27 protein-coding genes are annotated in these 23,251 nt (G+C 30.2%); 21 read left to right on the forward strand and 6 right to left on the reverse strand.

The features are described from left to right. Positions 1 to 71: 71 nt before the first annotated feature. A complete protein-coding gene (locus tag JMO20_RS03360) occupies positions 72 to 1,451 on the reverse strand; it encodes an MATE family efflux transporter (protein ID WP_202708119.1) in 1,380 nt (459 codons plus the stop codon). Between the two features lie 501 nt (positions 1,452 to 1,952). On the opposite strand from JMO20_RS03360, the gene JMO20_RS03365 reads away from it, so the two are divergent. The 6 genes from JMO20_RS03365 to JMO20_RS03390 all read left to right on the forward strand — a co-directional run bounded on the left by JMO20_RS03365 (position 1,953) and on the right by JMO20_RS03390 (position 7,805). Then, entirely contained in the window at positions 1,953 to 2,504 is a 552-nt protein-coding gene (locus JMO20_RS03365) for a hypothetical protein (protein ID WP_202708120.1), read from the forward strand. Between the two features lie 215 nt (positions 2,505 to 2,719). After that, positions 2,720 to 3,739, forward strand: a complete 1,020-nt coding sequence (locus JMO20_RS03370; RefSeq protein WP_202708121.1) for a 3D domain-containing protein — start codon at positions 2,720 to 2,722, stop codon at positions 3,737 to 3,739. A 240-nt stretch (positions 3,740 to 3,979) separates the two neighbouring features. Next, a complete protein-coding gene (gene rnmV, locus JMO20_RS03375) occupies positions 3,980 to 4,528 on the forward strand; it encodes a ribonuclease M5 (RefSeq protein ID WP_202708122.1) in 549 nt (182 codons plus the stop codon). Beyond that, positions 4,518 to 5,387 carry a 16S rRNA (adenine(1518)-N(6)/adenine(1519)-N(6))-dimethyltransferase RsmA gene (gene rsmA / locus JMO20_RS03380; protein ID WP_202708185.1) on the forward strand — a complete coding sequence of 290 codons (870 nt, stop codon included), beginning with the start codon at positions 4,518 to 4,520 and terminating at the stop codon, positions 5,385 to 5,387. Before rnmV ends, rsmA begins: the two co-directional genes overlap by 11 nt. 121 nt (positions 5,388 to 5,508) lie before the next feature. Further along, positions 5,509 to 6,099, forward strand: a complete 591-nt coding sequence (locus tag JMO20_RS03385) for a TetR/AcrR family transcriptional regulator (RefSeq protein ID WP_202708123.1) — start codon at positions 5,509 to 5,511, stop codon at positions 6,097 to 6,099. Positions 6,100 to 6,200: 101 nt separating this feature from the next. Beyond that, positions 6,201 to 7,805, forward strand: a complete 1,605-nt coding sequence (locus tag JMO20_RS03390) for a hypothetical protein (RefSeq protein WP_202708124.1) — start codon at positions 6,201 to 6,203, stop codon at positions 7,803 to 7,805. A 52-nt stretch (positions 7,806 to 7,857) separates the two neighbouring features. Here JMO20_RS03390 and JMO20_RS03395 read toward each other — a convergent pair whose 3' ends face one another. After that, positions 7,858 to 8,124 (reverse strand): late competence development ComFB family protein, encoded by a 267-nt coding sequence (locus tag JMO20_RS03395; RefSeq protein WP_207753423.1) that lies wholly within the window; start codon positions 8,122 to 8,124, stop codon positions 7,858 to 7,860. A 227-nt stretch (positions 8,125 to 8,351) separates the two neighbouring features. Between JMO20_RS03395 and JMO20_RS03400 the strand changes: the two genes are divergently transcribed. Next, on the forward strand, positions 8,352 to 8,576 hold the full coding sequence (locus tag JMO20_RS03400) for a glutaredoxin family protein (RefSeq protein WP_202708126.1): 225 nt from the start codon (positions 8,352 to 8,354) through the stop codon (positions 8,574 to 8,576). Positions 8,577 to 8,843: 267 nt separating this feature from the next. Continuing rightward, a complete protein-coding gene (locus JMO20_RS03405) occupies positions 8,844 to 9,068 on the forward strand; it encodes a glutaredoxin domain-containing protein (protein ID WP_202708127.1) in 225 nt (74 codons plus the stop codon). A 78-nt stretch (positions 9,069 to 9,146) separates the two neighbouring features. Here the strand turns inward: JMO20_RS03405 and JMO20_RS03410 are convergent, their stop codons facing one another. Continuing rightward, entirely contained in the window at positions 9,147 to 9,344 is a 198-nt protein-coding gene (locus JMO20_RS03410; protein ID WP_202708128.1) for a DUF1858 domain-containing protein, read from the reverse strand. Between the two features lie 92 nt (positions 9,345 to 9,436). After that, the gene (locus JMO20_RS03415; protein ID WP_202708129.1) at positions 9,437 to 9,949 is read right to left on the reverse strand and encodes a signal peptidase I; all 513 of its coding nucleotides are present in this window, start codon (positions 9,947 to 9,949) and stop codon (positions 9,437 to 9,439) included. A 312-nt stretch (positions 9,950 to 10,261) separates the two neighbouring features. Here JMO20_RS03415 and JMO20_RS03420 point away from each other — a divergent pair, with 312 nt between their 5' ends. From JMO20_RS03420 to JMO20_RS03450, 7 genes are all read left to right on the forward strand, one after another. Beyond that, complete coding sequence (locus tag JMO20_RS03420) at positions 10,262 to 11,179, forward strand: cation diffusion facilitator family transporter (protein WP_243414617.1); 918 nt, start codon at positions 10,262 to 10,264, stop codon at positions 11,177 to 11,179. A 118-nt stretch (positions 11,180 to 11,297) separates the two neighbouring features. Further along, positions 11,298 to 11,984 (forward strand): cytochrome c biogenesis CcdA family protein, encoded by a 687-nt coding sequence (locus JMO20_RS03425; RefSeq protein WP_202708130.1) that lies wholly within the window; start codon positions 11,298 to 11,300, stop codon positions 11,982 to 11,984. Positions 11,985 to 12,012: 28 nt separating this feature from the next. Then, positions 12,013 to 12,630, forward strand: a complete 618-nt coding sequence (locus tag JMO20_RS03430; RefSeq protein WP_202708131.1) for a TlpA family protein disulfide reductase — start codon at positions 12,013 to 12,015, stop codon at positions 12,628 to 12,630. After that, positions 12,627 to 13,265 carry a prolipoprotein diacylglyceryl transferase family protein gene (locus tag JMO20_RS03435; RefSeq protein ID WP_202708132.1) on the forward strand — a complete coding sequence of 213 codons (639 nt, stop codon included), beginning with the start codon at positions 12,627 to 12,629 and terminating at the stop codon, positions 13,263 to 13,265. The genes JMO20_RS03430 and JMO20_RS03435 overlap by 4 nt, the downstream gene beginning before the upstream one ends. Before the next feature lie 563 nt (positions 13,266 to 13,828). Further along, a complete protein-coding gene (locus JMO20_RS03440) occupies positions 13,829 to 14,167 on the forward strand; it encodes a YtrH family sporulation protein (RefSeq protein ID WP_202708133.1) in 339 nt (112 codons plus the stop codon). Beyond that, complete coding sequence (locus JMO20_RS03445; RefSeq protein ID WP_202708134.1) at positions 14,155 to 14,613, forward strand: sporulation membrane protein YtrI; 459 nt, start codon at positions 14,155 to 14,157, stop codon at positions 14,611 to 14,613. The genes JMO20_RS03440 and JMO20_RS03445 overlap by 13 nt, the downstream gene beginning before the upstream one ends. 69 nt (positions 14,614 to 14,682) lie before the next feature. Then, complete coding sequence (locus JMO20_RS03450; RefSeq protein WP_202708135.1) at positions 14,683 to 15,261, forward strand: 5-formyltetrahydrofolate cyclo-ligase; 579 nt, start codon at positions 14,683 to 14,685, stop codon at positions 15,259 to 15,261. A gap of 48 nt (positions 15,262 to 15,309) precedes the next feature. Here the strand turns inward: JMO20_RS03450 and JMO20_RS03455 are convergent, their stop codons facing one another. Beyond that, a complete protein-coding gene (locus tag JMO20_RS03455; RefSeq protein ID WP_202708136.1) occupies positions 15,310 to 15,972 on the reverse strand; it encodes a hypothetical protein in 663 nt (220 codons plus the stop codon). Positions 15,973 to 16,268: 296 nt separating this feature from the next. Between JMO20_RS03455 and JMO20_RS03460 the strand changes: the two genes are divergently transcribed. The 5 genes from JMO20_RS03460 to JMO20_RS03480 all read left to right on the forward strand — a co-directional run bounded on the left by JMO20_RS03460 (position 16,269) and on the right by JMO20_RS03480 (position 21,407). Further along, the gene (locus tag JMO20_RS03460) at positions 16,269 to 16,976 is read left to right on the forward strand and encodes a Crp/Fnr family transcriptional regulator (RefSeq protein WP_202708137.1); all 708 of its coding nucleotides are present in this window, start codon (positions 16,269 to 16,271) and stop codon (positions 16,974 to 16,976) included. Positions 16,977 to 17,063: 87 nt separating this feature from the next. Continuing rightward, the gene (locus tag JMO20_RS03465; RefSeq protein ID WP_202708138.1) at positions 17,064 to 18,125 is read left to right on the forward strand and encodes an Mrp/NBP35 family ATP-binding protein; all 1,062 of its coding nucleotides are present in this window, start codon (positions 17,064 to 17,066) and stop codon (positions 18,123 to 18,125) included. A gap of 290 nt (positions 18,126 to 18,415) precedes the next feature. Next, complete coding sequence (locus JMO20_RS03470; RefSeq protein WP_202708139.1) at positions 18,416 to 20,809, forward strand: heavy metal translocating P-type ATPase; 2,394 nt, start codon at positions 18,416 to 18,418, stop codon at positions 20,807 to 20,809. Positions 20,810 to 20,824: 15 nt separating this feature from the next. Then, complete coding sequence (locus JMO20_RS03475; RefSeq protein ID WP_202708140.1) at positions 20,825 to 21,031, forward strand: heavy-metal-associated domain-containing protein; 207 nt, start codon at positions 20,825 to 20,827, stop codon at positions 21,029 to 21,031. 112 nt (positions 21,032 to 21,143) lie between these two features. Then, positions 21,144 to 21,407, forward strand: coding sequence for a metal-sensing transcriptional repressor (locus JMO20_RS03480; protein WP_202708141.1), 264 nt, complete (start codon positions 21,144 to 21,146; stop codon positions 21,405 to 21,407). Positions 21,408 to 21,607: 200 nt separating this feature from the next. Here JMO20_RS03480 and JMO20_RS03485 read toward each other — a convergent pair whose 3' ends face one another. After that, positions 21,608 to 21,895, reverse strand: coding sequence for a sll1863 family stress response protein (locus JMO20_RS03485; RefSeq protein WP_202708142.1), 288 nt, complete (start codon positions 21,893 to 21,895; stop codon positions 21,608 to 21,610). 422 nt (positions 21,896 to 22,317) lie between these two features. On the opposite strand from JMO20_RS03485, the gene JMO20_RS03490 reads away from it, so the two are divergent. After that, positions 22,318 to 23,250, forward strand: coding sequence for a magnesium transporter CorA family protein (locus JMO20_RS03490; protein WP_202708143.1), 933 nt, complete (start codon positions 22,318 to 22,320; stop codon positions 23,248 to 23,250). Position 23,251 lies beyond the last annotated feature (1 nt).

The following is a 23,251-nucleotide window of genomic DNA, read 5'->3' on the forward strand; positions in this document are numbered from 1 at the left end:
TGAAATATAAAATGAGGTATGCTAAGAAATTAGCACACCTCGTTTTTTTATATTTTCTAGTATTTGTCTATTTATATAGTATTACTATTTATTCCAATCAAATCTTTTGAATCCATTGATTTAATAGAATTATTAGCTTTAACAGTATAAACGAAACTAGCAATTATCTTGAATAACAATTGTGATACAAATATACCTATTAGCCCCATATTCATATATATTGATAATAAGTAAGCTAAAGGTACATATATTATCCAATTTAAAGAAGATGATAGTATCGAAGTCCACTTCTCATATCCAAGAGCAATCAATGATCCCGATAATATTTTTAATACACCATCAAAAGGTTGTAGAAGTATCGAGATAATTAAACAAGGCATAACTATCTCTAAGATCTTAGGTTCATCAATAAAAAGTAATGCAATATCTTTTCTATTCAAGACAACTATAGCAGAAATTAGAACTAAGTATATAATATCGCATACAATAATATCTTGAATTGTATTTTTCATTGTTCTGTGACTGTCTAATCTTTCAAGTTTACTAATAAAAGTAGTAGCAGCTTGTGAAAAAGCATAGTGAGGTATAGCAATGAATGAAATAATATTTATAACAATTTCATTAGCAGCTATGGCATCAATGCTAATATGAGTTACAATCATCATAATAACTGTAGGAACTAATAAATAAGAAAATAGCTCTTCTAATCCTAAAGGAATTGATATCTTGATAATTGAAATCATTGCTTCCTTAACTCCATTTAAAGAAGTACTCCACTTAAAAAAATCTTTATATTCACTTAAAAATATATATAATGAATAAATCAAAAAGCTGAATAAGTAGCTCATTAAGGTAGATAATCCAGCACCGACAACACCTAAAGCAGGAAAACCGAAATTTCCAAATATCAGCAAATAATTACCTGCTATGTTCATTAGATTTGCAGCAAAGGTAACCTTCATGGAAATGGTTGTTCTTTCTACAGTCTTAAAAAAGTTTGAAAATATAAACTGAAACAGAACAAGTATAGTAGTTAAAAATCTAATCTTCATATAAGTAGCTCCTGAAGAGATAACTGAGGCTTCTGCTCCAATAATTCCTAAAATAGGCTTAGTTAGAATAACTCCTATAATTGTAATAGGAACTCCAATGATAAGAGAGATATAAAATCCACTCCATATATATTTTGAAAGTTCGCTTTTTTTATTATTTTTGAGACTTCTAGACATTAAAATATTTATTGCAGGTGATATAGCACCTAAAAGACCAATTAAGGAATTCACTACAACATTAGTAATTCCCACTGCAGCTAAAGGATTTTTTCCTAATTGGCTAACCATTACAGTATCGACAAAGCCAACAAGAGAATGGGATAACATACTCAAAATAATTGGTATTGAGAAGGCATATATCCTCTTGTATCTAGCTAAGCTATTATACAAAATATTCAATTAAATCACTCCTTAAGTTTACATAACACAACCTTAATTTTACAAATACCCTAGCAGTCTAGTGGTGTTCTAATATAAGTTGTAGAGCACCTAGAAAGTACTTATATAAAATCAATTTCGTATACACCAATTCTATATATGGATAGGATATTTAATTCGTTGAGTAATTTAATGAATATCTGCTGCCACGTGGGCACACCACCTTTATATAAGTGAAAAAATATAATTATCATTCATTATATCACATAAAATTATTAACTAATAAGTAGGCTGAATATTATTAATAGATTTAAGGGAAAAGTGAATAAATAAGTAATTTTCCCATAGTATTAATTCTTGCAATACTATTTCAATTTGTAAATATGTAAATTCCTAATTTAAGAATTGATTTTGGTAAGTAGAGCATTCATCAATATTTGAATCAAACAACTTGTAACAACAAAAAAACGTAATCATATAATATTACTAGGTAAAACTAAAATATATTTAGGAGTTGATTTGATGGCAAGGAATAATGATAATAATAAGTACCCAACTGACCCTATTGAATTCCCTGAACCACCCAGATATCCAGAGTATCCTCAATACCCTATGAATCCAATGATTAGCCCAATGATGAACCCAATGGCAATGTGCCAAATGATGAAACAATGTATGATGATGTGCATGAACCCTTACATGAATCAAGTTATGCCAGAAATGTATGAGAATAATCCAATGATGCCAAACTATCCAATGAACTCAACTATGCCTAGTATGTATGAAGGCAATCCAATGATGCCAATGCCAAACTACCCAATGAATCCAACGATGCCAGGAATGTACGAAGGTAATCCAATGATGCCGATGCCAAACTACCCAATGAATCCAACAATGCCGGGAATGTATGAAGGTAATCCAATGATGCCGATGCCAAACTACCCAATGAATCCAACAATGCCAGGAATGTATGAAGGTAATCCAATGATGCCCAATTATCCTATTAGTCCTGAGCAAGGAGAAAATAATAAAGATAATATGGGTGGAATGTATCAAAGTTATCCCATGTATTAAAAAAATAATAAAATTAAGGGGCTAACTCTATTTCTATAGTGATTAGCCCTATTTTTGATTTTTAGGTATAAAAATTAAGACAATTGAAATAAATATAGATGAAGGCAAATAAAAAATATGAAAATTTGGAAAAATAAGACATAAAACTACACAATTTGACATGATAGCAAATATGCAATAGAATAAAGATGTGAAAAAAGCTGGAGGTATATAATATGATTGAATTAAAAAAGAGAAAAAAGCTGGTAATTATCGGGTTAGTTTTTCTTTTGATGGCAACGATTAGTATATATAATCTTATTAATGAAAAGGTTACTATTACTATTGATGATAAAGTTACCGCTTTTAAGGTTACAGATAGCACAGTTAGAGAATTATTATATGATAATGGTATTGAACTTAAGGATGAAGACTACATAAATACGAGCTTGGACAAAGATGTAGAAGAAGGTATGAACATTATAATAAAGAAAGCAGTACCAATATTCGTAAATGCTGGTGGTAAGAAGATGCAAATCAATACAACTGCTAATAATGTTGAAGAAGTAATTCAGAGCTTAGATATTGATGTGGACGATAATGACAAAATAAATCCACCTTTAGAGAATAATATTACCAGTAATTTAGAAATCAATATTGTAAAGGTCGAGGAAAAAGTTGAGAAAATAATTGATATGATACCGTATAGTATAATCGAGGAGTACAATAATAATTTATTTAAGGGAGATTCAATTGTAATTCAGCCCGGAGCAAAAGGACTTGTGGAGTATAAAGTTAAGAAGATATATGAAGATAACAAGTTGCTAGATGAAAAAATTATTGACTCATATCTAGTTAAGGAACCTGTGAATTCAGTAATTGAAAGGGGAACAAAAGACTATCTAGTTTCATCAAGAGGGAAATTAGAGTATAAAGATACCATGACTATGGTTGCAAGTGCTTATGACCTCTCATATGAAAGTACTGGAAAAACTTCAGGAGATAAAAATTTTGGTATCACAGCTTCTGGTACAAAGGTTAGACCCGGAGTTATTGCAGTAGACCCTAATGTTATACCCTTGGGAACAAGATTATATATTGAGAGTTTGGATGGATGGCCAGATTATGGGTTTGCTGTAGCTGAAGACACAGGAGGAGCAATAAGGGGAAATAGAATTGATTTATATATGGAGAGTAGATCAAAAGCACTGGATTTTGGAAGAAGGAAAGTCAAAGTATATATATTAGATAATTAGGGAAGGTCTTAAAGGCCTTCTTTTTCATATCCGTTATAATTTGTCAAAAACATTAACAAATGATAATCTTATAATATGCATTTTATGCTAAATGTAAGTCATATAGCATTATATTGACATAATAAGAGTAATATTTTAAGATTAAAGGAAAAATATAATTTGATAAATGAGTATTTTAATATTTGATTATTATGATATAATTCATAACTATATTTAATTTTGGATTAAGGAGGTTTTCCAGTGATAAAAGAAGTAATTGTCGTTGAGGGAAAGGATGATGTTGCAGCGATTAAGAAAGCTGTTGATGCTGAGATAATAACTACAGGAGGTTTAGGGTTTCCTGATGATCTTATGGATAGAATTAAGACTGCTGCAGAAAAAAGAGGTGTAATAATATTCACAGATCCTGATTTTGCCGGTGAAAAAATTAGAAAATTAATTTCTAAAGAGGTTAAAAACTGTAAGCATGCTTTTTTGTCAAGGGATAAAGCTACAAAAGATAGCAACATAGGAATTGAGAATGCTAAGCCAAAGGATATAATTGATGCTCTTAATAAAGCAAGAACTGAATCAGTAGAAAAAAGAGAAGAATTTAGGAAGACTGATCTCTTTTTGCATAAATTAATAGGAATCAATGATTCTAGTAAAAGAAGGGATAAGTTAGGAAGAATACTTGGTATAGGATATTGTAATGCTAAACAATTATTAAATCGACTAAACAATTATGGCATAACTCGAGAAGAATTTAATGATGCAGTCAGGAGGATAAATGAAGAAAATGGACGATAAAAGACTATACTCACCAAGTGTCACTAAGGAAGTAATACAAAAGTATGGATTTAAATTTTCAAAAAGCTTAGGGCAAAACTTTTTAATTGATGGAAATATTATTGATAATATCTGTATTGAGTCAGGAATAACAGACTCAGACTTTGTATTGGAAATTGGTCCTGGGATTGGAACATTGACTCAATCCCTATGTGAAAGAGCTAAGAAGGTAATTGCAATTGAATTGGATAGAAAACTTCTTCCAATACTTGAGGAGACTTTATCTTCCTATGACAATGTAGAGGTTGTTCATGGCGATGTATTGAAGATAGATTTGGAATCATTATTGCGAGAAAAGTTTAAAGGAGAGAAAGCTAGTGTAGTAGCAAATTTACCTTATTATATTACGACTCCGATAATAATGAGATTTTTAGAAGAAAAAATAAATGTAGAAAAGATAGTAGTTATGGTCCAAAAAGAAGTAGCCTATAGGATGAAGGCAAACCCGGGGAATAAAGATTATGGCGCTTTATCTATAGCTGTGCAATATTACTCAGATCCAGAAATCATTCTAAATGTCCCTAAAAATGTTTTCATGCCAAGGCCCAATGTAGATTCAGCAGTAATAATGTTAAATATTCATAAAGAGCCTAGATATAGTGTTAGTGATGAAAAATTACTTTTTCAGATAGTAAAGGCAGCTTTCGGGAAGAGAAGGAAGACTTTGTTAAATGCTCTAAGTTCAAGTGGACTAGGATTAACTAAAGATGAAGTAAATAAAGCATTGGAGAGGTGCGGAATTGATCCTAAACGTAGAGGAGAAACACTAACTATATCTGAATATGTGACACTAACAGAGTCCATAGCACAAGCAAAATAGGACTTATTTCTCATTGACTTTCTATTAAAAAGTAAAGTATAATCCAAGCAATGACAATTTTTAACATTTAAGGATTTTATGACATAATCGATTTTATAATAGATATCAAGGGGAGATAAAAATGACGAAGGATAAAATTTTAGAGTCTGCGTATAGGCTATTTGCTATTAATGGATATGAGGGAACGAGTTTATCTCAGATAGCAAAGGAAGTTGGCATAAAAAAACCTTCAATATATGCACATTTTTCTAGCAAAGAGGAGATTTTTACTACAATTTTAGATACTACTATTAATAAATTTTATATGTATTTAGATAGGATATTTTCAGAAACGAAGGGTCAAGATACTGAATATACTCTTTCTCATATCTACTATAGAATTATAGATTATTTCAGTATGTTTAAATCTGCGAAAGAGTTTTATAGTATTATTTTATTTTTTCCTCCAACCTTTCTAGAAGATGTTATAAATACTAAGCTAGAAAAGATAAAGGATAAAGTGAAAATTTCTTTAGATAAAATTTTTGTAGAAGCTATGAAAAACGGTGAAATTAATGAAGAAGAAATAAATTTTCTTATATATTCTTATTTATCACTAGTACATGGAAGCTTTGGCATGATGCTATATGATACTGAAGAGGAAAACCAACTATTGATGAAATCAAATGTGGAGAAAAACTGGAATATATATTGGAAAGGTATAAAAAAATAGACTAATATAGATTTAATATTTAATATAATTTAATTTACTAGTTCAAAATTCCCTCTTTCTTACATATATTGATAATAAGGATTAGAAAGGAGGGAATTGTTTTGTCTAGTAGGAAAGAGTATATTAGAAAATTTATAATCCTTCAAGGAAGAGAAACGGCTTTTTCTAAAAATGATGAATCTAAAGGGCACGCTAAGCTTGAAGTAAGAGAAGGAAAGGGAAAATTAACTGTAAATGTTGAAGGATTAAAGCATATGACTGATGTGGACAAAATATATAAAGTAGAGTTATTAGGAAAATCTAGTGATAATATAATTAAAGAAGAACTTGGAATGCTCGAGGTAGATGAAAAAGGTAAAGGGAAAACAGTCTTAAAATTTAATCCTCATAAGATAGGAAAGAAAGAATTAAACATTGAGGAATTCAGTAATTTACTAATAGAATTAGCATATATGGATCAAGAGAATAACGAAATAATAGCTCCACTAGCTGGATATATTGAAGAAGATGGAAATAACATAGAAGATTTGATCCAAGGGCTATCTAGAAAAGAAATTAAAGAGGATTACATAGAGAATGAACAAAATGAAAAAGAAATAGAAATGGATGAAGAGGAACCTTACATAGAGAAAGAACATAAAGTCTGTAATGAAATGTTGGAAGATGCTAATAAGGATAATGAAGGAAAACAAGATGTAAGCCTATTATCATATGAGGCAGAGATTGACGAGGAAATAATAGAGATTGAAGAATCTGATTATGATGATGAAAAAAGAATAAATGATTTAGACGGTGAAGAAAACTTAGAAGAGGTAGAGATAGAAAAAGCTAATATAGAAAAGGAATTACAAAGAGATGAGATAGGAGAAACAGAAAGAAATAAGGGAGATATTAAAAACCTAGATGAAGAGAAAAGTCTTGGAGAAGGCAATCTATCTAGTGATTTAGATGAGGGAAATCTTTTGGATGAACTGGATGAATTAGATGAAGATGTAGAAGAATTATCAGAAATTGATAAGCTAAAGGAAGATATAGCTGAAAAATCAGAAGAAACAATACAAGAAAATTCTGTAGAAGAAAAATTTATGAAAATAGATAGTAATGAAGATGAATACTTTATAGATGAAAATGAATTAGAGGAGCAAGAAAATTATGGCGGTTATGAACAGGAACAGAGAGATGATTATAGAGCTAGAGAGGAAGGTTATGGATACTCTTTAAATAAAAATAGTGAATATAATAAGAGAGCGAGAATTTATAGTACTCAAATATCTAACTATACAATGAATATTTTAAAATTCTTTGAAAAGGTCGAACCATTTCAAGAGAAAATGGAAGGATATGACTGGTGGGAAATTGAATATGATGACAAAAATCTCTATAGAGGATTTCTTCCATATTATAATCATATTATAGGCATGTACTATCCTTATCCTTCAATATATAAATCTGTTGGATGTCAGAGTCTTATTAAGAAATATAATCATTATATTTTTGGAATTATGAAGATGAATGACGAAGTAAAATATTATGTCTATGGGATGCCAGGACAATATACAAGGAGAGAACAGCCTCATAGAGGAGCTACTGGATTTACAAAGTGGCGTAAAAAGAAAGGAAATAATGGACTGGGATATTGGATTATTCATATTGACCCTACGACAGGAAGGGTTGTAAATCCCCAAAATACTGATAATAATAGCTAAAAACAAAAGCGACAGTTGTACTGTCGCTTTTGTTTTATCTATTTTTACTAAATTATCTAACATTATTATGTGAGTTCTTTCTCACCAATTCTATTGATTCTACAACCTTTGCTAGAACAGAAATTCTTCGTTGTCTATCTAGTAGGAAAGCAGTCTTTTCGGCCTGAGAAGCATTAGATAAAAAATACATTGAAGGTAAATTATTTAGTGAAATACTTTTTATATCATTCAAGCAATCATTACATTTGCAAATATCATAACTATTTATGACTTCACATAATATACTATCTACTAAGTTTTCCATATGGTTTTTTATCATCATAATCACCTTTATTCAAATTATTATAGCTATTTCATTATCTAATACTATCATAAGACTTTTTTATATACAATATCAATTAAATGATAATTTTTTATCAATAAAAAATGTAATAAAAAAATATTGAAATAAATCCACTGATTAAAAAAGGATTTTGTTGGGTATTATAGAAATAGTCTATACGACCATAATTTAATATAAAATATTTCTATAGGGAGGAATTTATTATGTCAGATGTAACAATTTATACTAGTAATACATGACCACATTGCACAACTGCTAAGCAGTATCTTTCGGAGAAAGGTATTAATTATGAAGAAAAGAATGTTCAAACTGACTCTAATGCAAGAAAAGAATTAATGCAAAAAGGACATATGGGAGTTCCAGTAATAGTAGTGGATGGAGAAGAAATAGTAGGGTTTAACAAAGCTAAACTAGAAGAGCTTTTGTAAAGTAATTTTAAGGCTAAATTGATAAGAAGAGCTGTAGAGGTATAGAGAATTTCTATAGTTCTTTTTTCTATATAGATTTTTTTAAAAATATTGATGGTATATATAGGGTATAATCAATATATGAAAATATATAGGATAGATAATAGTCATTAGGTGATAAAATTACACATTAAAACGATATGAAAAAAATAGTTAATTCACTTGACACATATACCCTATAGGGGTATAATATATAGTACAAAGAAAATTTATTTAGGAGGGATTATCGTGGCAAAAATAACTGTATATACAAGTAGTACTTGTCCACATTGTGTTTCTGCAAAAAATTATTTAAATGAAAAGGGAGTAGATTTTGAAGAGAAGAATGTTCAAACTGACTCTAATGCAAGAAAAGAATTAATGCAAATGGGACATATGGGAGTTCCAGTAATAGTTGTAGACGGAGAAGAAATAGTAGGTTTTAATAAAGCTAGATTAGAAGAGCTACTATAATAAATATAAAAAAACAAAAAAAATTAAGATAAAAATAAAAAAACTCTGGTTAACCAGAGTTTTTTTATATATACATAATTAGTCATCTAAACCTTCATTTAAAGCTACTAATACTTTCTCTAAATCAAGACCATGAACCATAGCAGCTTGCTCAAGGGATTCCATTTGAGATGAAGGACACCCTACACAACCCATACCGAATCTCATTAATATCTCAGCAGCATCTGATCTGTGTCTTAATATTTCTGAAATAAGCATATCTTTTGTTATAGCCATCTAAAATCCTCCTTTTAATACTTTTCATATTTAATAATACCATATTTTCAGTTATTGTGTGTGATTAAAGTCACATTTATAAATTTTTTTTCTTATAGAATATAATTACCCTGAACAAACTTAGCTAAAAGGGTAATATTTACGAGTAGCAAAATGAAAATAACTATAGTAAATAGGGGACTTTTAATTATATGTAAAATAGTATCTCCATTAGGAATCTTAAATATATATTTCCCCATTATATTACTGTAAGTAATTTTAAAATCATCAGAAAGATTATTATTGTCTCCTTGAGTAAAGAAAACTTCATTTGCTATCTCAGTAACTCTATGGGTTACTATTAATCCATCTTTATTGAAAGCTATAATGTCATCAACATCTATAGCATCTATATCTACTTTTTTTATAATTACTAAATCTCCGGCATCAAATTGAGGAGACATACTATCTCCTACAACGGTAAAGAAACTCAAGCCTGCTATCTCATTTGCTTCATTCTTTAATACTAATAAATTATACATAAAGGAAAGGGATATTATGAAAATCCCGATAATTGCTATTAGTAAAGCAGAAGAAACAATTAATATTGGAATTTTTTTTATCAATATAAACACCTCTAGAATGGTTGCTAATGGAATAATTATTACCAGTAGAATATTCTTTTATACAAGGTAAAAATAACTAATTAATATATATACAATATGATGAAGTATATTCCAAAATTTGATTTTACGCATAGATTATAATATTGATAGAGGAGATTAATAACCACATTCATTATCAATTGATAATGAAATTCGAAAAAATATCATTCGCTGAAACAAAGTGTAAAAAGCTAAAATAAGTGGTTGCAAAAAATGATATATTTCATATAATATTAATAGGATGTATTTCAATTGAGAATGGGGTTGATTGATATGAAAAGTTTAACAGAAAAAGAACGATACAGGATTGGTAATAAAATAACGTGGATAACTATAATAATAAATGTAATATTAGCAATAGTAAAAGTTGGAGTAGGTATTATTGCAAACTCTACGGCTATATTGGCTGATGGCATGCATACTATTTCTGATGTGGGTAGTTCAATTGGAATAATAATAGGTCTTTTTATTTCTCAGAAGCCCGAGGATGAAGAGCATCAGTATGGACATGAAAAAGCAGAATCTATAGCGGGTTTTATTTTAGCTATCCTCTTAGTCGCTGTAGGATTAAAAATAGGATACTCTACCATAGAAATGATGGTTTCTGGTGATATGAAGGTGCCGGGGCTAATAGCAGCATGGGTTGCAACTGGATCAATTATAGTTAAAGAGTTTCAGTATAGGGTAGCAATGTATGGAGGAAAAAAGATAAATAGTAGTGCTCTTATAGCTGATGCATGGCATCATAGGTCTGATGCCTTGTCTTCAATAGCAGCTTTAATAGGAATAATAGGATCTAGATTAGGGTATACATTTCTTGATCCTGTGGCAGGATTTGTAGTTTCAATTATAGTTCTGAAAGTAGGAGTAGAGCTTTTCATAAAGGGATATAATGAGCTGATGGACAGCTCTATAGAAAAGACTAAACTCCAACAAATAATTTTAGAAATTAAATCCCATGAAGGCATAATAAATATAGGCCAAATAAAAACTAGGAAACATGGCTCAAAGGTTTTCTTTGATATTAAAATATGTGTTAAATCTAATATAACAGTGGTTGAGGGACATGAAATAGCTGAAGAGGTAGAGGACATTGTTTATAAAAATATAGGAGGAGTAAAAGATGTATTAGTTCATGTTAACCCTTGTGAAGATAAGAAAAGATATTCATGTGAGATATGTAAAAAATAACTGAAGTTTACTCATGAAATGCTCGAGATAATAATCTTGAGCTAATTATTTTGTGTCATATACCCCTATGTGGTATAATATACATTAAATAGACTACTTAATAATAAGGAGGATTAATATGGGAGATGTTTCAATTCCGATAGCTTTAGTTGCGGGATTCTTATCTTTTTTTTCACCTTGTGTGCTTCCACTTATTCCAGGATATATAACGTATATTACTGGGACTAGCATGGAAGAAGAGCTAGCAGATAAAAAATTATTTGCCCTTAGAAGAACGATAGGATTTATTGTTGGGTTCACATTAATATTTATGATTATGGGAGTATCTGCAAGTTTTGTTGGAAAGTTATTTAATGCATATAAATACTATTTTATAAAAATTAGTGGTATTCTAATAGTAGTTTTTGGACTAAATATGATGGGTATATTAAAGATAGGACTTTTAAATAGGGAGAAAAGATTTAAGTTACCTAAGATTACAAGTTGGTTTAGTTCTATCTTAATGGGAATGGCATTTGCTGCTGGTTGGACTCCTTGTATAGGAGCTGTTCTAGGATCTATCTTACTTTATGCTGGAACTACAGCTACAGTTGCTAAAGGCGTATATCTATTATTTGCTTATTCTTTGGGATTAGCAGTCCCATTTATCTTAACTGCATTACTTATAAACAAATTCAGCAAATTTTTGGTTAAGTCTGAAAGAATTATGCCAATAATTATGAAAGTAAGTGGAGGACTTATTATCATATTAGGAATGTTAATTTTTTTTGACAAGATGTATATAATTGCTAATTGGTTTATCTAAATTTTTATATAAAGGAGTGAGGTCTAATATGAAGAGAAGCGTACTTTTTAAGTCTATATTAACATTAGTATTAATAGTTTCTTTAATAGCCTTGTCTGCATGTGATGGTGATACACAAGATAAAGATTTAAATATGGAAGATGAACAGAATGAGGATAATATGGATGTTGATAATAGTGAAGAAGAAAATCAAGATTCTGAAGAAGAAGAGAGTGATGGTTATTTCCAGCTGGAAATAGGCAAAGAGCTTCCTAATTTCCAATTTGAAAATCTTCAGGGTGAAATGGTGTCGTTAGAAGATCAAAGGGGAAAAAATGTTCTAGTAAATATATGGGCAACGACTTGTCACTTTTGTAGAGGGGAAATGGATGATTTTCAGAAATATTATTCTGAATATAAGGATGAAAATTTTACTATATTAGCTGTTGATGTAGGAGAGCCTTTAAAGCAAGTTAAAGAATATATAGAAGAAAATAGTTATGACTTTCCAGTACTATTAGATCAGGAAGGAGAGTTATATTTTAAATACGGACTTCAAGGAGTCCCTACATCAATAATTGTTGATAAAGAGGGGATCATTAGGGGAATTAGACTCGGAGCTATGGAATACCCTGAACTCAAGCAAAGATTTGATGCTTTACAATGAAGCTTAGAATAAATCCTTATATATTCATATATAAGTCTATAGGAATAACTTGGTTTGTATTTTTCACTGTTTTATCAATTATATTAAGTTACTTAATTATTAAGAAAAGAGCTAAACATACTACAATCTCCCAGCAAAGAGTTGAGGATACATTCTTTCTGATTATATTAGTTGGTTTTATAGGTGCTAGAATAACTTACGTACTAATAAATCTAAATGTATATATGGATAGCTTATCCTATGTTTTTAAACTTTCTCATTATAATTTAAGCCTAGGTGGCGGAGTTTTATTTGGATTATTTACTATTTGGTTTGTTTCTAAAATGCAAAATATATCTTTTCAAGAACTCTTAAAAATATTCACACCACCTTTCTATATTTCAATGGCAATAGGGATATGGACTATGTTATTTGATGGTGTAATGATAGGAGAAGAATACAGTGGTATATTCTCCTTTAACTATTTAGGTGGAAATAGACATTTAGTCACATTATATTTGACATTGCTGTTTATAGTATCGCTAATATTAGAGTTGAAGAAGATTAAGAAGATATCATATAAATTTAGATCATTACTGATTCTGATTGTAACTATTCTTTTATATTATCTAATTAAGAATATTTTCACTCTATAGAGAATATTTTCATATAATAAAAAGAAACCCTTTGACTTAAAGTAAAATATATAATACAATATAGATAAATCCAATATACCCTTGGGGGGTATATGAAATCAAAAGGAGGGTTATTGTGAAAATAAATGTTAGTGATATAGCTAATAAAGAGTTGAAAAAAATACTTGAGAAAAAAGATACAAATGGCAAAGGGTTAAGACTATATATATCAGGTTTTGGTTGAGGCGGTCCATCCTTTGGATTAGCTCTGGATGAGCTTAAAGATAACGATGTAAAAAATGTTGTAGGAGACTTAGAGTTTATAGTAGATAATGATTTGGTTGACCAATATAAAGAGTTTAGTGTTGACTATTTAAATGACTGGCTACGAAAAGGATTTAGAATTTCTGCCGGTGGAAGTACTGGCGGTTGCTAAGTAAAAAAATAATTTGAAAGCATTAAAAAAGTAGGAGTATAACTCTAGTTATACTCCTACTTTTTTAATGCATAGAATTCTATAGGAGTAATAAAGATAGAATTGTCATCATATTTTATATAAAATCTATATAGGTAAGGTGAAAGTAATGACTAATTTTTGGAGCAATCTAATATATAACTTTTTAATTGCCTTTGGAGTAATTCTTGGGGCTAGTGTTTTAGCTGGTATGGGTGCTATATTTAATAATCATCCTCCTATGAAAACTATGCTTAATGTGGCTAGATCCATAAAAATTTGGGCAGTAGCCGTTGCATTGGGGGGGACAGTTACTTCATTTGAAGCTATAGATCAAGGTCTATGGAAAGGAGAGATAAAATCTGTTGTTAAGCAGCTAGCGTATATATTAGTAGCCTTAGTAGGAGCCAATGTTGGATACAGTTTAATAAAGTTAATACAGAGGTGTAGAGATTTATGGATAGATTAACTAGAAATGTATTGAAGTATATAACTACACTTACCTTAGGAATATTAATAGGAATGGTTATTGGAAGTATAAGCTTCAGTATATTTATAAGCTATAGAATCGATGAGTATCTAAAGGAAATAACTTATTTAAACACAATAATAGAAGACAAAGATGTAAGGTTAAAAAAGCTAGAGGAATCTATAAATAATAGAAAGTTTATTCTAGAAAAAATAGGAATCAACTTAGTATACGAAGGTGATGAAATTGATAAACTAACTTTAGAAAAACATATTAAGCAAAAATATAGTAACCTTATAGGTAAGGAAGTTAGGACTATAGATATAGAGATGGTAGCGGAGGTAATAGACAATAGAATTATGAAAATAGAAGATGAAGAATTCAAGCTAAAGGTGGAGAAAGTACTATTAGCTGAAGAATTAAAGATATGGGTGAAAGTTAATTAATCAAAAATTTCCATGATTAAATTCCTAGCATATGGATATATATCAACTAGCGCAGAATGGAGGGTTACCATGGAAAGTATATGGAAAAAAGATGTAAGGAGAAAAATGATAGATAAAAGAAAAAAACTCAATAAAAGCGAACTCGAAAAGTTGAGTGATAGAATAATTGAAGTACTAACTAAGCTTCCTGTGTTTAAGCAAAGTAAAAATGTGATGCTATACTTAAGCTTTAACAATGAAGTAGATAGTTTTAAATTAATTAACTATTGCCTGGGGAATATGAAGAGAGTAATTGTACCTTATTGTAAATCTAAAGGCAAGGAAATAATACCTACTGAAATACAGGATGTAAAAACTGAATTAGTTAAAAGTAATTTTGGATATTTAGAGCCCAAACCAGAGTACATTAGACCAGTCAATTTAGATGATATTGATATAATAATAATCCCAGGGCTAGCATTTGATAAAAGATGTTTCAGAATAGGATATGGAGCAGGATACTATGATAGATTTTTAGCAAAGGTTAATAAAGAGATACCCAAAGTAGGAGTGGCATTTGACTTTCAAATAATTGGAGCATCTCAAATGGAGAAATTTGATATACCTTTAGACTATGTAATAACTGAAAAAAGGATAATAGTAAGATGATAAAAAGGTAGTAACTGATAGAAACTAGCTACTACCTTTTTTATTGATTTATTTTTTGAAAATTTTATGTTTAAAGCCTTGTTGGCCGTCAATATCTTCGATAGAAACTTGATATTTAAATTCTGGATTTGCTTCATTAACAAAAGACTCGGTCCATACTCTTCTTAAATCATACATTTTTTCAGGGTCTACACCAGCTTCTTTCCAATACCTGATATGTAGACATTGGACTTGTTTATACTCTAGATAGTCATCTTCAACTTCAGTAACATTATTAGCATTATCACAGGGCATGCCATCCAAAATGTAATTATTGAGAACTTTATAAATACCTTCAGCTGATGATACATCATAATTATTGCTAGCATCTTTTCCACATTTGCTTCCATGATCTTCGTAAACTGATGTAGATAAAAGAACTCCATTTGTACCATATTTTTTAAATAAATCGCCTAGAATAGATGCCTGTCTTGTTTCTACTATTTCGATTTTTCCTTGTAGCCAACCATGTATATTGTCAGTGTCTATTATCTCTTCTAAAGGTTTTTCTGGTAAGGGATCACCATACTTATCTCTATTGTCTTTCACTATTTCATCAATTTCATCACCATATTCTGATTTAAATCTATCTACTAATTCCCTTTCTAAATTTTCATGTAAAGTAATTTTATTAAATAGCCAATGGTGAATCGGGCCTAAAAATCTACTCATTGTAATAACTCCTCCTTTTAAGTTATAATGTAAACATAAAAATAATGTACTCATGCAAAAATAACTATATACTCGTATATACTGAGAAAATTGCATAATTAATATTGAATCAAGAAAATGTAATGATGAATTTCTTCATTATTATATTTTGTTAGTTTAAAAAAAAGATGCATTTAAAACTAAAATATATTAACTGCTCAATATATTTTTATTATAATTAAGTTATTTAAAAGTATATATTAAACAAATCACGAAAAGATGTGATTAATATCACATTTTAGAGGGGGATTAATTTAATGGAAGAAAAGAAGAATTGTCCAGTTTGTGAAAATAAATATTGTGCTAATAAGGTTTCCATTTTTTCCGTGCTAGAAGACAAAGAACTAAAGGAAGTTACTGATTTGATAATCCATAAAAAATATAAAAAGGGTCAGATTATATGCTTTGAAGGCGATGTATCAGATAGATTATATATAATTAGTAGAGGAAAAATCAAGGTATTCAAGTATACTAAGGAAGGTAAAGAGCAAATTCTCTATATTTTATCTGAAGGAGATTTTATAGGAGATTTAAGTCTACTTAAAAGAAGTAGTTTCAAGTTTAATGCAGAAGCCCTAGAGGATGTTGCAGTATGTACATTGGGGAAAAATGATTTTGACAATGTATTGAAAGAGAATCCAGAAATAGCTTTAAAGATTTTGGAAGTAGTTCATGATAGGATTATGAGGCTGGAAGATTTGATTCAAAGTTTAAGTACCAATGATATTGAAGCCAGAATAGCAAGTTTATTGCTAAGCTTTATAAAGGATTTTGGCATTGTTGAAGAGGATAATATCGTATTAAATATTCCTTTAAGCAGAGAAGATATGGCCAATTATATAGGGGTGACTAGAGAAACTATTAGTAGAAAATTAAGCAGTATGCAAGATGAAGGGACTATAGAACTCTCTGGAAATAAGAAGATAATTATTAAAAATAAAGAAAATCTAAAATTATTAGTTTGATTCAAGTCACAGAAAAAATATAGAAAAATTATAAAATAAAGCTAAAGAGGGTAATAATACAATGTGAGAAGCTTGAGGAGGTGTACTATGGAATTGAAAAACAAGATTTATAAGGCCTTAGAAAATGTAAATGACCCTGAGCTACACAAGAATTTAATAGAGTTAGATATGATAGGAGATGTAATAGTAGAGGGAAATAAGGTAGCAGTAAATTTAACATTAACGACTATGGCCTGTCCATTAAAATCTACTATGTCCGATGACATAAAAAAGGAAGTTGGATCCATAGAAGGTATAAACGAAGTTGAGGTTATATTTGGAGAAATGAGTAAAGAGCAAAAAGAAAAGCTAGTAGAAAAACTCCACAGAAAGCAAGAAAAGAAAGAGCCTTTTAAAGACACTAAGGTAATAGCAATAGGAAGTGGAAAAGGTGGAGTTGGTAAGTCAACAGTATCAGCTAATTTGGCCGTTACACTTAGTAAAATGGGATATAAAGTTGGTCTGATAGATGCTGATATATTAGGCTATAGCATTCCTCAAATAATGGGGATTAAAGGTATCAAACCAATGACAATAGATGAAGGAGTTATCTTGCCAGTTGAGAAGAGTGGAGTAAAGATAATGTCTATGGGTAATCTAGTAGATAGTGAACAAGCTCTTATTTGGAGAGGTCCAATTCTTGGTAGAATATTAGAACAATTTTTTAATGATGTATATTGGGGAGAATTAGATTACATGTTAATTGATTTACCACCAGGAACAGGCGATGTCCCATTAAGTCTTATGCAGAAATTACCTGATGCAGAAATACTGATAGTTACTACTCCCCAGATTACTGCTGCTACAGTTGCAAAGCGACTAGGTCTAATGGCTGAAAAAACTAATAGTAAAATAATAGGGTTAATAGAGAATATGTCCTATTTTATTTGCAATAATTGTGAAGAAAAACACTATATCTTTGGAAAAGAAGAAGGAAAGCAATTGGCAGATGAGCTCAATACTGATTTCTTAGGAGAAATTCCTCTAGTAACTGCTATTAGAGAAGACAGTGATAAAGGGGTACCTTCCGTTACTGATACTGAAGCTCATATAGAGGACAACTATAAAATTATTGCTAAAAATTTGATGAAAAAACTTGGAAATAATTAAAAAGGTCAGATGTAGTATTAACTACATCTGGCTTTTTTAAATGGGAAAAAATAATTTTCTAAGTAAAATAATGTCAATGTAATTTTTCAAAATATATTTAAATTGTAAGCGGGAAATTTCTTTAAATCTTTTTATTAGCACTTTACAGAAAGATAGATTCATGTTATCATGAAATCACACCCCTTAAAGGGAGGGGTTAAAGTTGACAGCATTTGTTTTTTCATTAGGTCTTTAGGGTAAATTAATATAATAATGGCATACTTTTATTGTGGAATAAAGGAGATGAAATGATGGCATTGAATAAAGTATCAATTAGAGTAACAGGAATGACATGTTCAGCTTGTGCAAATAGAGTGGAGAGTGCTCTATCAAAGCTAGAAGGAGTGGAGATGGCTACAGTAAATCAAGTTATTGAAAAAGCCACTGTAGAATATGATAAGACTAAGATAACTTTTCAGGATATGGTTGAAGTTATTAAGAAAACAGGCTATAACGTTCCAACAGAAAAGGCTACATTAAATATCGAAGGCATGACCTGTGCAGCTTGTTCATCCAGGGTAGAAAAGGCTTTAAATAAAGCCGAAGGCATTATTGAGGCAAATGTAAATTTAGCTATGAATAGAGGAACCATAGAGTATAATGAAGAAGCCATATCAGTTAAAGATATCATAGGTGTTGTGGAAAAGACAGGATATAAAGCCTACGAGGATAAGGAAGATGAAGAAGGTAGCAAAAAAAATGATAGAGAAAAAGAAGCTAGACAAAAAGAAATAAAAACTTTAAAAACATTATTTGTTATTTCTGCTGTTTTAAGTATACCTTTACTTTCTGCGATGTTTTTCCATATGGCTAATGTACATACTATACTATCGAATGGTTATGTACAATTGGCTCTAGCCACGCCAGTTCAGTTTATTGTTGGTTATAGGTTCTATAAAGGTGCTTATCACTCTCTAAGAGGTGGAGGCGCTAATATGGATGTTCTAATTGCTATGGGAACATCAGCCGCTTATTTCTATAGCTTATACAATCTACTTGAAGGGATACAGCAGTATTATTTCGAATCATCAGCAATGATAATAACACTTATTCTTTTGGGTAAGATGTTCGAAGCTATTGCTAAAGGCAAGACGTCAGAGGCTATTAAGAAGCTTATGGGATTACAAGCTAAGACTGCTAGAGTAATTAGAGATGGAGAAGAAAAAGATATTGCTATAGATGAAGTCGTAGTAGGGGATACTATAATAGTGAGACCAGGAGAAAAAATTCCTGTTGATGGAGAGATAACAGAGGGAAATTCCTCTATAGATGAATCCATGCTAACTGGGGAGAGTATCCCAGTAGATAAAAAGACCGGTGATGAAATAATAGGAGCTACTATTAATAAGCATGGTACATTTAAGTTTAAGGCTACTAAAGTAGGCAAAGAAACAGCTTTATCACAGATAATTAAGTTGGTTGAAGATGCTCAAGGGTCAAAAGCCCCAGTACAAAGATTAGCTGATAAGATTTCAGGAATTTTCGTTCCTGTGGTTGTAGGCATAGCTATAGTAACTTTTATAGCTTGGTTCTTTATAGATGGAAATTTTACTAGAGCATTAATAAATGCAGTATCAGTACTAGTTATAGCTTGTCCTTGCGCATTAGGATTAGCAACACCTACTGCTATCATGGTTGGTACAGGTAAAGGAGCAGAAAATGGTATATTAATTAAAGGTGGGGAACATTTAGAAAGAACTCATAATTTAAATACCATAGTTTTTGATAAAACCGGTACAATCACAAAAGGTGAGCCAGAAGTTACTGATATTATAGTTTTAGATAAAGATGAAGATACTATTCTAAAATATGCAGCTACAGCAGAGAAAGGATCAGAACATCCTTTAGGAGAATCTATTGTAAATAAGGCGAAAGAACAAAAAGTAAAATTAATGGAGTTTGATGAATTTGAAGCAATACCTGGCCATGGTATATTTGCTAAGATAGAAGAAGATGAAGTTTATCTTGGTAATAGAAAGCTTATGGATGATAAGAACATTGAAATTCAACAGGCTGAAGATAAAATAGCAGACTTAGAAAATGAAGGTAAGACAGCAATGCTAATGTCTATAAACAATAAATTGAGTGGAATAATAGCTGTGGCAGATACTGTGAAAGAGAATTCTCTTCAAGCCATAAATGAACTTAAGGAACTAGGAATAGAGATATATATGATTACAGGTGATAACGAAAGAACTGCCAAGGCCATAGCAAAGCAAGTAGATATAGATAATGTTATAGCAGAAGTTTTACCTGAGCATAAAGCTGAAAAGGTTGAAAACATAAAAGGACAAGGTAAGAAGGTTGGTATGGTTGGTGATGGTATTAATGATGCTCCAGCTCTGGCAACTGCAGATATTGGTTTTGCCATAGGAACAGGAACTGATGTTGCCATAGAAGCAGCAGATATAACCTTAATGAAAGGTGATTTAAGAGATATTGTTATGGCAATAAAATTAAGCAAAAAAACAATGAAAACTATCAAGCAAAATCTATTTTGGGCATTTGGATATAATACAGCTGGTATACCATTAGCAGCTTTAGGATTTCTAAACCCAATGATTGCGGGAGCAGCAATGGCATTTAGCTCTGTATCAGTAGTAAGTAATTCTTTAAGATTAAAAAGATTTAAAGTAAAAAAATAAAAGGAGAGATGATTAATGAAAAAGTTAGTTTTTATTAAAGGGATGAGTTGTCAACATTGTGTAATGGCAGTTAAAGGAGCTTTAGGAGAAGTTGATGGCATAAAATCAGTAGACGTTGATCTTGAAAGTGGATCAGCAACATTAAATGTTGATAATGTTTCTGATGATACTATTAAGAATGCTATAGAAGAAGCTGGATATGAAGTAATAGAGGTTAAGTAGTAAAGAGTAGATATAGAAATTAGGAAATTTAGTTAGTTAGGGTCCAAAGGAGATATTGGGCCCTAAGCTTTATTTAAACAATAATATAAAACAACGTAAAGTAGGTGATAAAATGAATGATGCTAGGAAAAGAGCAGTTAATTTATTGAAAACCTCTAAAGGTCAAATAGATGGCATTATAAGAATGCTAGAAGAAGATAGGTATTGCGTAGATATATCTAAGCAAATCTTAGCCGTATTAGGCTTGTTGAAAAAAGCTAATTTGAATATTCTAGATCAACACATTAAGAGTTGCGTAAAGGATGCAATACTTGAAGGTAAAGGTGACGAAAAAATCGAAGAGATAATAAACGTTTTAGACAAATATGTTAAATAATCAAACCAAAGATATTTATTAACATAAAAAGTATAAAAAATAAGAAAGCTGTGGATAAATTCGGGGGAGAAAAGAATCTATCCACAGTTATTTTTGTTTAATCTTATTTACAAAATTATATTGAGGAAATTATTTATTTGTAAAAATTTCAATATGTAATTTCCTCATATCTCATATTAAATATCTTAGATGAATTTTAGCTAATTAATTTTCGACATTAAGTTGTTCAAAGAGTCTTTTATGTCTTTGCCAAACTCATCTAATTGTTCTTTTAAGGCTTCCCAATTTTCTTCCCCTGTATCTTTTAACTCATTCAATTTACCCTGTGCTTCGCTCCTTTTACCTTGAATGTCTTCTATTGTGTTTATTAATTCTATCTCTTTATCAGCTTTGGTTTGTTGTACTTTAGCCTTTAGTTTATTAAGTTCCGCTTTCCATTCATCAAGTTGGGCTTCCATTTTTTCTCGGTACTGTTTCTTAGTATCCATAAAATTCCTCCTTTTAAATTTTCTATTACGATGAATCGCTCTTATTATTCACTTACCCCCATTCACTATAAATATTCAAAATTACTTGTTTTGATTAATTGGATTCTAAAGGGTATATATTAAAATATAATAATAACATGGTTTAATATAAGCATAAGTGTTATAATTTGAATAGTGCTATTTTATTTGTGAAATTGCATACTACATTTTCACATAAAAAATATATAGAAAATGTAAATATATGCAAGAGAAGTTATGCAATTTCTTAGAATGTGAAATGGAAAGGGTGATGAAAATGGATGAAGGTCCTGGGTTACTGAGAACTAATAGAATAATGAAACTTTCTCCTTTGGATATTCATCGATTTTATCACGTATAATAGGAAATCCACTGGAGAAACATAAGATTGTGAGGTGGACGTTATGCTTAATATTTACAAAACAGTTAATAATTCTTTAGAGGAATTAAATGAGTTCCAAGATGGGGTGTGGATAAATTTAGTAAATCCAACGAAGGAAGAATTAGATATAGTAAATCAGGATTTAGAAATAGATATGGATTTTTTACTTGCTCCATTGGATGATGAAGAAAGTTCTAGAATTGAGAGAGAAAACAATCAAATTTTTATTTTAGTTGATATACCTATGGTGGAAGAAGAGGACGGGTCATATGTCTATTACACATTTCCACTGGGTATTATATTATCAGATAAGACAATAATCACAGTATGCCTTAAGGAAAATTCAATAATAGATCAATTTAAGCAAAATTTAGTGAAATCATTCTTTACTTATAAGAGGAATAGATTTGTACTTCAATTACTTTTTAGAATTGCAGCTAGATATCTCTTATATCTAAAGCAAATAGATAAGATGAGTAATGAAATAGAAAGAAGACTCCATAGGTCTACTAAGAATAAAGAACTTATACAATTATTAGACTTAGAAAAAAGTTTGGTTTATTTTTCAACATCATTAAAAGCTAATGAAATAGTAATGGAAAAACTATTAAAAACAGATGCACTTAAACTATATCCGGAAGATGAAGAGTTACTAGAGGATGTAATTATTGAGAATAAACAGGCTATTGAGATGGCCAATATATATAGCAATATATTAAGTGGCATGATGGATGCATTTGCATCAGTAATATCAAATAATTTAAACATAGTTATGAAGGTATTAACTTCTATAACAATAGTGATGGCTATACCAACGATGCTAGCTAGCTTCTATGGGATGAACATAGGACTTCCATTACAGGATTCTCCATATGCTTTCTTATTGATCATAGGAACTTCTGTAGTACTATCTACTTTTGCTGTTTTAGTATTAACTAGAAAGAATATGTTTTGAA

The sequence above is a fragment of the Sporosalibacterium faouarense genome (genome assembly GCF_016765695.1).
Classification (GTDB): domain Bacteria; phylum Bacillota; class Clostridia; order Tissierellales; family VENL01; genus Sporosalibacterium; species Sporosalibacterium faouarense.